This window comes from Krasilnikovia sp. MM14-A1004, from assembly GCF_047159485.1.
Lineage (GTDB): Bacteria > Actinomycetota > Actinomycetes > Mycobacteriales > Micromonosporaceae > Actinoplanes.
Window position 1 is genome coordinate 1,774,355 of sequence record NZ_AP038773.1, and the last position, 12,536, is coordinate 1,786,890.

9 protein-coding genes are annotated in these 12,536 nt (G+C 71.5%); 5 read left to right on the forward strand and 4 right to left on the reverse strand.

Annotated features, from left to right (window positions below; translation table 11 throughout):
* The first annotated feature begins 16 nt into the window (after positions 1 to 16).
* Complete coding sequence (gene cobN / locus ACMCNN_RS08205; RefSeq protein WP_412745569.1) at positions 17 to 3,805, forward strand: cobaltochelatase subunit CobN; 3,789 nt, start codon at positions 17 to 19, stop codon at positions 3,803 to 3,805.
* Here cobN and cobF read toward each other — a convergent pair.
* The gene (gene cobF, locus ACMCNN_RS08210) at positions 3,802 to 4,557 is read right to left on the reverse strand and encodes a precorrin-6A synthase (deacetylating) (RefSeq protein ID WP_412745570.1); all 756 of its coding nucleotides are present in this window, start codon (positions 4,555 to 4,557) and stop codon (positions 3,802 to 3,804) included. The genes cobN and cobF overlap by 4 nt on opposite strands.
* A gap of 114 nt (positions 4,558 to 4,671) precedes the next feature.
* On the opposite strand from cobF, the gene ACMCNN_RS08215 reads away from it, so the two are divergent.
* Positions 4,672 to 5,394 carry a M15 family metallopeptidase gene (locus ACMCNN_RS08215; RefSeq protein WP_412745571.1) on the forward strand — a complete coding sequence of 241 codons (723 nt, stop codon included), beginning with the start codon at positions 4,672 to 4,674 and terminating at the stop codon, positions 5,392 to 5,394.
* A gap of 85 nt (positions 5,395 to 5,479) precedes the next feature.
* Positions 5,480 to 7,585 (forward strand): PKD domain-containing protein, encoded by a 2,106-nt coding sequence (locus ACMCNN_RS08220; protein ID WP_412745572.1) that lies wholly within the window; start codon positions 5,480 to 5,482, stop codon positions 7,583 to 7,585.
* Between the two features lie 45 nt (positions 7,586 to 7,630).
* Here the strand turns inward: ACMCNN_RS08220 and dinB are convergent, their stop codons facing one another.
* Positions 7,631 to 8,821 carry a DNA polymerase IV gene (dinB, locus tag ACMCNN_RS08225; RefSeq protein ID WP_412745573.1) on the reverse strand — a complete coding sequence of 397 codons (1,191 nt, stop codon included), beginning with the start codon at positions 8,819 to 8,821 and terminating at the stop codon, positions 7,631 to 7,633.
* 143 nt (positions 8,822 to 8,964) lie between these two features.
* Between dinB and ACMCNN_RS08230 the strand changes: the two genes are divergently transcribed.
* On the forward strand, positions 8,965 to 9,405 hold the full coding sequence (locus ACMCNN_RS08230; protein WP_412745574.1) for an Hsp20/alpha crystallin family protein: 441 nt from the start codon (positions 8,965 to 8,967) through the stop codon (positions 9,403 to 9,405).
* Positions 9,406 to 9,795: 390 nt separating this feature from the next.
* Positions 9,796 to 10,233, forward strand: a complete 438-nt coding sequence (locus ACMCNN_RS08235) for a hypothetical protein (RefSeq protein WP_412745575.1) — start codon at positions 9,796 to 9,798, stop codon at positions 10,231 to 10,233.
* A 124-nt stretch (positions 10,234 to 10,357) separates the two neighbouring features.
* On the opposite strand, the gene ACMCNN_RS08240 is transcribed toward ACMCNN_RS08235, so the two are convergent.
* Both ACMCNN_RS08240 and ACMCNN_RS08245 read right to left on the reverse strand, forming a co-directional pair.
* Entirely contained in the window at positions 10,358 to 11,407 is a 1,050-nt protein-coding gene (locus tag ACMCNN_RS08240) for an ABC transporter ATP-binding protein (protein WP_412745576.1), read from the reverse strand.
* An 11-nt stretch (positions 11,408 to 11,418) separates the two neighbouring features.
* Positions 11,419 to 12,507 carry an ABC transporter ATP-binding protein gene (locus ACMCNN_RS08245; RefSeq protein ID WP_412745577.1) on the reverse strand — a complete coding sequence of 363 codons (1,089 nt, stop codon included), beginning with the start codon at positions 12,505 to 12,507 and terminating at the stop codon, positions 11,419 to 11,421.
* Positions 12,508 to 12,536: the final 29 nt, after the last annotated feature.

Genomic DNA, 12,536 nt, shown 5'->3' on the forward strand with positions numbered 1-12,536 from the left:
CCCCGAGGGGAGAGCCGTGTTTCTGCTGCTGTCGACGTCCGACACCGACCTGCTCAGCGCCCGCGCCAGCGGCGCCGCGTACCGGCCGGCCAACCCGGCCCGCACCGGGGTCTCCGATCTGCCCGGCCTGCTCGACGGTGTCGAGCTGGTGATCGTCCGCATTCTGGGTGGCCGCCGGGCCTGGGAGCAGGGCCTGGACGCACTGCTCGCCGGGCAGGTCCCGGTGGTGGTGCTGGGTGGGGAACAGGCCCCCGACGCGGAACTGATGAGACTCTCCACCGTGCCCGCGGGCGTCGCCGCCGAGGCGCACACCTACCTCGCGCACGGCGGCCCGGCGAACCTGGCCGCCCTGCACGACTTCCTGTCCGACACGATCCTGCTCACCGGCCGTGGCTTCAGCCCGGCCGAGCCCGCCCCGGACTGGGGCGTGCTGGACCGCACCCCCGGCACCGACCACCCGGTCACCACGACCGCGACCGGGGCGTCCGCGACTACAGCGTCCGAGACGACGGCGGTCGAGACGAGGGCGGCCGAGACGACGGCGGCCGAGACGAGGGCGGCCGAGACGACGGCGGCCGAGACGACGGCGGCCGAGACGACGGCGGCCGAGACGGCGGCGGCGTCCGGCGACGGGCCGACGATCGCGGTGCTGTACTACCGGGCCCATCACATGGCGGGAAACACCGCATTCGTCGAGGCGCTGTGCCGGGCCATCGAGGACAGGGGTGGGCGCCCGCTGCCGATCTTCACGGCCTCGCTCCGGACCGCACCGCCCGAGCTGCTGGCCGTGCTGCGCCGGGCGGACGCCCTCGTCGTCACGGTGCTGGCCGCGGGCGGCACCCGTCCCGCGACCGTCTCGGCGGGCGGTGACGACGAGGCGTGGGATGTCGGGGTGCTGGCCGAGCTGGACGTACCGATCCTGCAAGGGCTCTGTCTGACCAGCGGCCGCGCCGCATGGGAGGACAGCGACGACGGGCTGTCGCCGCTGGACGCCGCGACGCAGGTGGCGATCCCGGAGTTCGACGGGCGGATCATCACGGTGCCGTTCTCGTTCAAGGAGATCGACCCCGACGGCCTGTCGGTGTACGTGGCCGACCCGGAACGCGCCGCCCGCGTCGCCGGGATCGCGGTGGCGCACGCGCGGCTGCGCCACATCCCGCCCGCCGAACGGCGGATCGCGGTGATGCTGTCGGCCTACCCGACGAAGCACTCCCGGATCGGCAACGCGGTGGGCCTGGACACCCCCGCCTCCACGGTCCGGCTGCTGGCGGCGCTGCGGGACCGCGGATACCGGGTCGGCGAGTTCACCGAATACGACGGCGACGGGCTGATCCACGCGCTGATCGCCGCGGGCGGGCAGGACCCGGACTGGCTCACCGAGGACCAGTTGCAGGGCAACCCGGTACGGATCAGCGGCGACCGCTACGCCGCCTGGTTCGCCACCCTGCCCGAGGACCTGCGCGAATCCGTCACCCGGCACTGGGGAGCGCCCCCCGGCGAGCTGTACGTCGACGGCGGCGACATCGTGCTGGCCGCCCTGCGCGACGCCAACGTGGTGGTGATGGTGCAGCCGCCGCGCGGATTCGGCGCCAACCCGGTCGCGATCTACCACGACCCGGATCTGCCGCCGAGCCACCACTACCTGGCCGCGTACCGGTGGCTGGCCGACGACTTCGGCGCGCACGCGGTCGTGCACGTCGGCAAGCACGGCAACTTGGAATGGCTGCCCGGAAAGAACGTCGGCATGTCCGCCTCGGACGGCACCGACGCGGCCCTGGGCGACCTGCCGCTGATCTACCCGTTCCTGGTCAACGACCCGGGGGAGGGCACCCAGGCGAAACGGCGCGCCCACGCCACCCTGATCGACCACCTCATCCCGCCGATGGCCCGCGCCGAGTCGTACGGCGACATCGCCCGCCTCGAACAGCTGCTGGACGAGCACGCCACGATCGCCACCCTGGACCCGGCGAAGCTGCCCGCCATCCGCGCCCAGATCTGGACCCTGATCCAGGCCGCCCGGATGGATCACGACCTGGGGCTGGCGCACCGGCCCGGCGACGAGGAGTTCGACGACTTCCTGCTGCACGTCGACGGCTGGTTGTGCGAGGTCAAGGACGCCCAGATCCGCGACGGCCTGCACGTGCTCGGTGCCGCCCCGACCGGCGAGGCGCGGATCAACCTGGTGCTGTCGATCCTGCGGGCCCGCCAGATGTGGGCCGGCCAGGTCGCCGCCCTGCCGGGTCTTCGGGAGGCGCTCGGCCTCACCGAACCCGGCACACCCGAAGCCGGCGCGGCCGGAAACGCGGCGGCGGGCGCGGACGGAGCCGGGTCGGGACGCAGCAGCGTGGACGCGATCGAGGCGACCGCCCGCGAGCTGGTCACCGCGATGGAGGCCCACGACTGGGCGCCCGACGCCGTGGCGGAGGCCGTAGCAGGAGTGCTCGGCCGGACCGACGAGACGGTGCACTCGGTCCTGTCGTTCGCCGCCACCGAGGTCGTGCCCCGGCTGGCCCGCACCACCGACGAGCTCGACCACGTCCTGCACGCCCTGGACGGCGGCTACGTGCCCGCCGGGCCGAGCGGCTCCCCGCTGCGCGGCCTGGTCAACGTGCTGCCGACCGGCCGCAACTTCTACTCCGTCGACCCGAAGGCGATCCCCAGCGCGCTGGCCTGGGAGACCGGTCAGGCCATGGCCGATTCGCTGCTGGCGCGCTACCGCGCCGACACCGGCGACTGGCCGCGCTCCGTCGGCCTGTCCGTCTGGGGCACCAGCGCCATGCGTACGGCAGGAGACGACATCGCCGAGGTCCTGGCGCTGATGGGCGTCCGCCCGGTCTGGGATCAGGCGTCGCGCCGGGTCACGGGCATCGAGCCGATCGAGCTGACTGAGCTGGGCCGTCCCCGCATCGACGTGACAGTGCGCATCTCCGGCTTCTTCCGGGACGCGTTCCCGCACGTGGTGGCCATGCTGGACGACGCGGTCCGGCTGGTCGCGGCCCTGGACGAGCCCGCCGACCAGAATTACGTACGGGCCCACGCGGTCGCCGACGAGTCCGCACACGGCGACTGGCGCCGCGCCACCACGCGTATCTTCGGTTCGCGCCCCGGCGCGTACGGTGCGGGCATCCTGCCGCTGATCGACAGCCGCAACTGGCGCGGCGACGCCGACCTGGCCGAGGTGTACGCGGTGTGGGGCGGCTTCGCGTACGGCCGGGACCTGGACGGCGTGCCCGCCCGACCGGACATGGAGAACGCGTACCGGCGCATCGAGGTGGCGGCGAAGAACGTGGACACCCGCGAGCACGACATCGCCGACTCCGACGACTACTTCCAGTACCACGGCGGGATGATCGCCACGGTGCGGGCGCTGACCGGCAGGGCGCCCGCCGCGTACATCGGTGATTCCACCAACCCGGACGCGGCCCGCACCCGCAGCCTCACCGAGGAGACCGCCCGGGTGTTCCGCGCCCGGGTGGTGAACCCGCGCTGGATCTCGGCGATGCGCCGGCACGGCTACAAGGGCGCGTTCGAGCTGGCCGCGACCGTGGACTACCTCTTCGGATACGACGCCACCGCGGGCGTCGTGGCCGACTGGATGTACGAGCAGCTGGCCGCCACGTACGTGCTGGACCCGGAGAACCAGAAGTTCATGACCGGGTCCAACCCGTGGGCGCTGCACGGCATCACGGAACGCCTGCTGGAGGCGGCCGAACGGCAGATGTGGGCGGAGCCGGATCCGGCCACCCTGGCCGCCCTGCGTCAGGTGTACTTGGAGACCGAGGGCGACCTGGAGGGCGACGACTAGCCGCGCCGCCGCAGCAGGTACGTGTCCATGATCCAGCCGTGCTTCTCGCGGGCCCCGGTACGTACCCGGATGATCTCGTCGGCGACCTCGGCCAGCGGCCCGGAGACCAGCAGCTCGTCCGGGGTCCCGACGTACGCCCCCCAGTAGATGTCCACATCGGCGTCCCGGTACGCGTCGAACGCGTGCTGGGCGTCGAGCATCACGATCAGGTCGTCCACCTCGGGCGGCCAGCCCTCGCCGAGCCGCCGCCCGGTGGTGACCTGGAACGGCCGCCCGACCCGGTTCAGCCCGACCCGGTGCCGGGCAGCCAGCGCCGAGACGCTGCTGATGCCCGGGATCACCTCGTACTCGAAGGTGGTTTCGCCCCGCGCGAGGATCTCCTGCAGGATCGCGATCGTGGAGTCGTAGAGCGACGGATCACCCCACACCAGGAACGCCCCGGTCTCGCCGTCGCGCAGGTGCTCGGCGATCAGCGCCTCGGTGACCTCGGCGCGGCGGTGCCGCCAGTCGGCGATCGTGCCCGGGTAGTCGGCGGGAGTGCGGTCGCGGTCGGGGTCGCGCCCCTCGGCGACCCGTTTGCCGGGCCGCCCGTACGCCCGCATCAGCTGCCGCCGCAGCTCGATCATGCTCTCCTTGGCCTCGCCCTTGTCGAGCAGGAAGAACACGTCGGTCCGGCCGATCGCCTTGGCCGCCTGCAGGGTCAGATGGTCCGGGTCGCCCGCGCCGATCCCGATGACGTAGATCTTCCGCACCCGGCCAGTCTGCCGCACACCCGGACGGCCACACGCTACGGGCCTCGTATGCACGAAATACCCACAATCTGTACGACCTTGGCGGGGCCGTTCACTTTTCATTCACGATTGTCTATGGATGAACTTCTGCTGGCTGCAAGCCAGAACGGCTGGCCCGCCGGTACACCGGCCCAGATCGGCGGCCTGAACACCGACCCCGTACCCGGCACCACGGTGCGGCTTCCGCAGGGGGTGCGCCGCGGCGACGCCGCGACCGTCCTGCGCTACGTCGCCGAACAGTTCGACAGCAACGTCGAACCCCTGCAGCCCGGCGAATGCTGGGGCTACTGCTACAAGCACATCGAGGGCTCCGCGGTGCTGAGCAACCACGCCTCCGGTACGGCCATCGACCTGAACGCCGAACGTCACCCGACGGGCCGCCACGGTACGTTCACCACCCGGCAGGTCACCGCGATCCGCACGATCCTGTCGTGGTGCGAGGGGGTCGTGCGCTGGGGCGGCGACTACCGCTCCCGCAAGGACGAGATGCACTTCGAGATCGTGAGGTCAGCCGCCGAGGTCGCCGGCATCGCCCGCAAGATCCGCGACGCCCAGACGCCGAAGCCGGCACCGCCCACGGGAAAGACCTGGTGCAAGGGCGCCTGGCGGCCGGTCCTGCGCCGGGGAAGTAAGGGCAAGGACGTCCGGTTCCTGCAGCGCATGATCGGTGGCACCGCGGCGGACGGCACGTTCGGCCCGAGGACCGAGGCGAGGGTCCGCGCGTACCAGCGGATGCGCGGCATCGGAGTGGACGGCGTGGTGGGCCGCCGCACCTGGGGGGAGATCAACAAGATGTGACCCTCCCGTCACCTCAGCGGGACGACAGCCCCGCCACGGGACGGTGGGCCAGGGTGGGCGGCTCCTGAGGAGGCTGAGGAGTCCCATGAAGAAGACGCTGGCCCGCCTGCCGATCGCGCTGGGCGTACTGGTGGCGGTGCTCGCCCCGGTCACCGGTCCCGCGGCCGCGACCGTGGTGGCGCCGCCCACCGCCCGCGACGGCAAGCTCGTGCAGGTCGGGCCGATCGCCGATCACGGGTTCCCCACCTGGTTCCGGGACAGCAACGGTGTCCGCCTGGAGGCCTGCCTCACGCCGGACGACGCGCTGTGCCCGACTCCGCCCGGATCGGTGCCCGACCCCGCCCGGCCCGTGTCGTTTCCCGGCAACTTCCCGAACGAGTTCTTCTACCAGCTCGGCGGTGCCACCTTCACGCTCGCCGGCGGGGTACGCGCCACGGTCGTGCTCGACCTCGAAGGCGCCTTCGCCACCGGAGCGGTCATCCCGGGCGACCAGGTCGCGTTCGGCCGGGTCCGGATCCGGTTCAGCGCACCGGTGGGCGAGCGCTACCGCATCACCCACCCGTACGGGGTCGACGACGTCGTCGCCGACGCCAAGAAGGGGGTGAACGTGACAGAGGACATCGGTCTGAGCCCGGGGATGTTCGGGCAGGCCCTCAACAGCCGCATCGGCCCGTTCCTGGTCTGGGACCCCGCCGTGGCGCCCGCCGCCCCGGCCGGGTACACCGGCGACCCCGCCGTCGACCACCGGGTCGTGGGAAGCCCGTACGGAACGAACTTCGTGCGGGTCGAGCGCCTCGACCCGGTCACCGGCGCGGTGCTCGACCAGGTGGGCTTCACCGACCTGTTCAGCATCCAGGGCCGGTACGCGACCCACGCGGGCGTCGACCTCGACCAGGCCACGTACAGCCGGGACCCGGACGGCAGCGGCATGATCGACGTCTACGCGACCAGCGAACCCGGCCAGGACATCGAGGTCGCCGAGGACCCGGCGGCGGGCTACGGCGCCACCCGCCTGCGCGACAACGGCGGCCACTACTACGGACGTCTCCCGGCCACCGGCACGCTGACCCCCGGCGCCCCGATCGAGGTGACCAACCTGACCGACCAGCCGGCCGCCCGCAAGAAGCGCGCCCTGGTCGACGTCGTGACCGTCTACCAGGCGACCTACGACGCCGACGCGCACACCTTGCGGGTGGTGGCCGGGTCCAGCGACCGGATGGCGCCGCCCACGCTGTCAGTGGCCGGGTTCGGTCCCCTCACCGGCAGCCCGTTCACGGACGTCACGGCGCCACCCGGACTGATCACGGTCACGTCGTCCGCGGGGGGATCCACGTCGGTGCCGGTGGCCGCGTCCGGTGGCGGATTCCTGCCGAACCCGCCGGTGGCCGCGGCGGTGGTCGCCTCCCCGGCCCATACCGGGCAGACGGTACGCCTCGACGCCACCGCCTCGTCCGGCGTGATCTCCGGGTACACCTGGACGCAGACCGCGGGCCCGGCCGTCGGGCTGACGGATGCGAACCGTTCCGTCGCGACGTTCGTGCCGGCCGTCGGCGGCGAGTACACGTTCACGGTCACGGTCGCGGGTCCCGGCGGCGCGGCCGCTCCGGTGAGCGTGACCGTCCTGGTCAGCGGCGCGACGGCGAACGCCGGTGCCGACCGGACCGTGATCCGCGGCCGCGCGGTCACCCTGGACGGCTCGGCGTCGAAGGCCGCCGCCACCTGGTCGTGGCGTCAGGTATCCGGCCCGGCGGTACGGCTGACCGGCGCGACGACCGCCCGGCCCGTGGTGACCTACCCGGTGCAGAGGTTGCCCCGGACCTCCGGCCCAGTCACCTATCGCAACGACCCGGTGGTGCTCGAATTGACGGTCCGGGACGCCCACGGCGCCGGTACGGACCGGGTGGTGCTGCGACCGCAGGCCGAGACGGTGTCCGGGCTGACGGTTCGCTACCACAAGCGGACGAAGCGGTGGCAGATCTCGGGCACCAGCAGCCTGCATGCGGGCCAGCGGGTGGCGGTGGTTCTGGGGAGCAGGTTGACCGGCCGGGTGATCGGAGTGGTGACCGTCTCCCACAACGGGACATTCACCGTGCGCGCCAAGGGGCCGGTGCCGGGCTCGGTGCGCCGCGTCAGCCTCGTCACCAGCACCGGCGGCGTCCGGCTCGCCGTCCGGGTCGGGGTGACGCGGTAAGTCGCAGCGGCGGCCCGCTCTCCGGGGCCGCCGCCGAGGTGGTGCCTAGTCCGGCAGCAGCGGGACCGCGGGACCGAGGTCGCGCCCGAGGCTCGTGGCCCGGGTCACCGCGCTCCCACCGAAGCGGTCGCGCACCGCGTCGAGGGCGGCGTCGAGGCCGTGGTCGTCCTGCTGCTCGAACGGCAGCTCCAGCTGCACCGCCCCGTCGGTGTCGAGGTTGCCGACCGCCACGCCGACCAGGGTCAGGCCCCGCTCGTCGATGAGCGGCCTGGCCTGGGTCAGCAGCGCCCGCGCGGTCTGCAGCACGACCCGGGTGTGCAGGGTCGCGGTGAGCAGGCTGCGCGAGCGGGTGGCCCGGGTGAAGTCGGCGAAACGCAAGCGCAGGGTGACCGTACGCCCGGCGCGTTGGGCCGCCCGCATGCGCCGGGTCACCCGGTCGACCAGGGCCGCCAGGGTCGCCTCCACCTCTGTGAACGGGCGCGGCCGGCTCCCCAGTGCACACTGCGCGCCGATGGAGCCGCGCCGGTGACCGGTGCGGACCCGCCGCGGGTCGCGGTTGTGCGCGAGCGCGTGCAGATGGCGCCCCGCATGGGCGCCGAGCATCGTGACCAGTGCGGCCTCGCCGATGCGGGCGACGTGGCCGACGGTGTGGATGTGCCGCTCGCGCAGCTTGGCCGCGGTCACCGGGCCGACGCCCCAGAGCCGCTCGACCGGCAGCGGGTGCAGGAAGGCCAGCTCCCGGCCGGGCGGGACGACCAGCAGACCGTCGGGTTTGCCGACCCCGCTGGCGACCTTGGCGAGGAACTTGGTGCGGGCCACCCCGACGGTGATGGGCAGGCCGACCCGGTCCCGGACGTCGGCGCGCAGCCGGGTGGCGATCTCGGCCGGGGTGCCGCGGATCCGCAGCAGACCGCCGACCTCCAGGAACGCTTCGTCGATGCTGATGCCCTCGACGATCGGTGTGGTGTCCCGGAACACCGCGAAGACGTCCTTGCTGGCGCGGGAGTAGGCCTTCATGCGGGGTGGCACCACGATCGCGTCGGGGCAGAGCGCCCGGGCCCGGGTGAGCCCCATGGGGGTGCGCACCCCGTACGCCTTCGCCTCGTAGCTGGCCGCCAGCACGACGCCCGCGCCGACGAGGACCGGCCGGCCGCGCAGGCCGGGGTCGTCGCGTTGCTCGACCGAGGCGTAGAAGGAGTCGAGGTCGGCGTGCAGGATCGTCGCCGCGTCAGCCACGCCGACATCTTCGCACACATGTTCGAACGCCGGTGTCGTGGCCCAGGTCACAGCGCGGTGTGGAAGACGTCAGGGGTCGGTCCAGTTGCAAGACTTGAGCGCGTCACGCTCAACCTTGAAATTGCTTAGCTGGAGGATCGACCATGTTGCTGCGCACTGATGCCTTCCGTGACTTCGACCGGCTCACCGCCCGGGTCTTCGACACCGCCCAGCGCGGCACCGGCGCCCAGCTGGACGCATACCGCGACGGCGACGCGTTCGTCATCGCGATCGACCTGCCCGGCGTCGACCCGGCCGGCATCGAGGCGACCGTGGACCGCCGGGTGCTGACCGTGCGGGCCGAGCGCAAGCCCACCGCCCCCACGGGCGCCAAGTTCGTCGTCCGCGAGCGGCCGACCGGCGTGATCACCCGCCAGGTGGTCCTCGCCGAGTCCCTGAACGCCGACCAGCTCGAGGCGCGGTACGCCGACGGCGTGCTGACGCTGCGGGTGCCGGTCAAGGAGCAGGCAAAGCCCCGCCGCATCGAGATCGTCTCGGGTGGCCCCGAATCCGGGACCGCGGAGCCGGAGCTGACCAGCGCCTGATGCGAAACGCCGGCAACGGGCCGCATACCCACACGGGTGTGCGGCCCGTTTCGTGCTCCTCGGCAATGGCCGTCGGCGCAATTCCACAATAGAATTCGCTGATGTGGCGCATGACACTCATCGTCAGACGTAGTCGGAATGGCGACACGCTGTCATTCATTGTTCGGTCTTTGTATCTCATCCGACCACAGCGAGTGGATGTCGTCGTACGTTCAATTGCCTGCCCCTGGGCGATCGGGGGCCGAATCATGACAAGATCGACAACGAAATTCGCTTGAGGACGTCGTCTAGGGTTCCCCGTACTGTCGCGAACAACACGCTGACTGAGGGGAATTGGATTTGAAGACGCATCAGAACACACGGGGTCGGCTGGTTAAGGCGTTCGCTGTCGTGGCCGCGGTGGCCGCAGTGACGCTGGGTGGAGGAGCGGCGGCGCACGCTGCTCCGAAGCAGCCGGTCGAGGGCGGTGCGGCCGATTGCCAGCCGGAAACTCGGATCACGGTGTCGGGAAACAAGATTACCTACAACGCTTTCACGCGGTGCAAGAACCTGGTGGCGTTCGAGCTGCAGATGGGCTACTTCGACGAGAAGGGCAAGACCGCCTACAGTGGCATCCATTATTGCCGCGGTCCGCTGCAGGGCGACAGCTTCGACGCGATGTTCGAGTGTGGGGTCTCCGGGATCAGGAAGACCGTGACGGATAACCGGTCGGGTTCGCAGAGCTGGTGCATGAACACGTTCATGACCAAGTTCACGCCCGTCACCGGAAGCAAGCCGGGGAAGACGGGCGCGAAGGACACGTCTCTGCTGCGGTGCATCAAGCACTGAGCGACCAGCGGTCATCCCGGATCACGTGAATCCGGATAGGCGCGAAAACGGCCGCCCGGAGCCATCTGATCTCACGATCAGTGGACCCGGGCGGCCGTCGCTTCGCCGGGTTACCGGGCCGGCGTCAGACCGCCTCGGCGACGATCGACTCGGCCGGCGGCTCCGCGAAGTGGCAGGCCGCCCGCAGCCCGGGCGCCTTCTCGTCCAGCGGCGGCGCCTCCTTGGCGCAGATCTCCTGGGCCTTCCAGCAGCGGGTCCGGAAGCGGCAGCCCGACGGCGGGTCGACCGGGCTGGGCACGTCACCGACCAGGCGGATGCGCTGCTTCGGCGGTACCCCGCGCACCACCCCGATGTCCGGCACCGCCGACAGCAGCGCCTGCGTGTACGGGTGCTGCGGAGCCCCGTACAGTGCGTCGCGGGTGCCCTCCTCGGCCACGCGGCCCAGGTACATGACCGCGATCCGGTCGCAGAAGTGCCGGACCACGCCGAGGTCGTGCGCGATGAAGACGAACGCGATGCCGAATTCCTTGCGCAGGTTCTCCAGCAGGTTCATGACCTGCGCCTGGATGGACACGTCCAGGGCGCTGACCGGCTCGTCCGCCACGATGATCTTCGGTCGGGCGGCGAGCGCCCGGGCGATACCGATGCGCTGGCGCTGACCACCGGAGAACTCGTGCGGGTACCGGTTGTAGTGCTCGGGGTTGAGCCCGACCACCTCCAGCAACTCCTGCACGCGAGGCAACTCGCCCTTCTTGGACACCATGCCGTGGGTGCGCAGCGCGGTGCCGACGATGGCGCCGACGGTGTGCCGCGGGTTCAGCGACGAGTACGGGTCCTGGAAGATCAGCTGGATCTCCCGGCGGTACGGCCGCAGCTTGCGCTCCGACAGGTGCGCGATGTCATGGCCCTGGTAGAGGATCCGGCCGTGGGTGGGTTCCAGCAGCCGGGTGATCAGCCGGGCGGTCGTGGACTTGCCACAGCCCGACTCGCCGACCAGGCCGACGGTCTCACCGGCGTTCACCGTGAGGTTCACGCCGTCCACGGCCTGCACCCATTTGGTGCCGCGGGACAGCATGCCGTCGCCCTTGGCCTTGAAGTGCATGGCCAGGTTGTCGAGCTGGAGCAGGGGCGCGCCGTCCACCTTGGGGACGCGCGATTCGGTCGCAGCGGTCATCGTCGCAGTCCTTACGGCAGCCGGGGCAGAACTTCGTTGGCGAACACCTGGTCGGGCGCGCTCAGGTGGCAGCGCGCCGCGCGGCCCTGGTCGGCGGTCCGTGCCACCAGGTCGGGCCGGGTGGTGAAGCACAGGTCGCCGGGCACCCGACCGCGGTACTCGCAGCGCGGGTGGAACGCGCAGCCGCTGGGCACCGCCAGCAGGCTGGGCGGGGAGCCGGGGATCGGGTGCAGCGGCTGGGGCTCACCGGTCAGCGCGGGGATGCTCTCCAGCAGACCCCACGTGTACGGGTGCAGCGGGCTACCGAGGATCTTGTCGACCGGCCCGTGCTCGACGGCCGTACCGGCGTACATGACCATGATGTCGTCCGCGATCTCGGCGACGACGCCGAGGTCGTGGGTGATGAAGACGACCGCCGAGCCGAAGTCGCGCTGCAGATCCGCGATCAGGTCGAGGATCTGCGCCTGCACGGTCACGTCCAGGGCGGTGGTGGGCTCGTCCGCGATCAGCAGCTTCGGGTCGTTGACCAGCGCCATCGCGATCATCGCGCGCTGGCGCATACCGCCGGAGAACTCGTGCGGGTAGTTGTCGACGCGCCGCCGCGGGTTCGGGATGCCGACACGGCCGAGCATCTCGATCGCGCGTTCCTTCGCCTTGCGCTTGCTCACGCTGTGGTGCGCCCGGTACGCCTCGGTTATCTGGTCACCGATGGTGAAGTACGGGTGCAGCGAGGACTGCGGGTCCTGGAAGATCATCGCGGCGTCGCCGCCGCGGAACGCCTCCAGGTCCTTGTCGCTCATACCGACGACTTCCCGGCCGCCCACCTTGATGGAGCCGGTGATCCGTGCGGTCTTGCGGTCGTGCAGGCCCATGACGGCCATGCTCGACACGCTCTTGCCGGAGCCGGACTCGCCGACGATGGCGAGCGTGCGGCGCAGCGGCAGCGAGTAGCTGAGTCCCTGAACGGCCTTGACCAGCCCGTCGGCGGTGGGGAACTGCACCTGCAGGTCGGTGACCTCGAGGTAGGCCTCCTCGTTCTCCGCCCGGGTGCGGGGAACGCGCGTCACCGTGTGCGGGGCGCGGATGGTCTGGTCGCTCATGCTGCCGCCTTCGTGCTGCGGAAATCGGG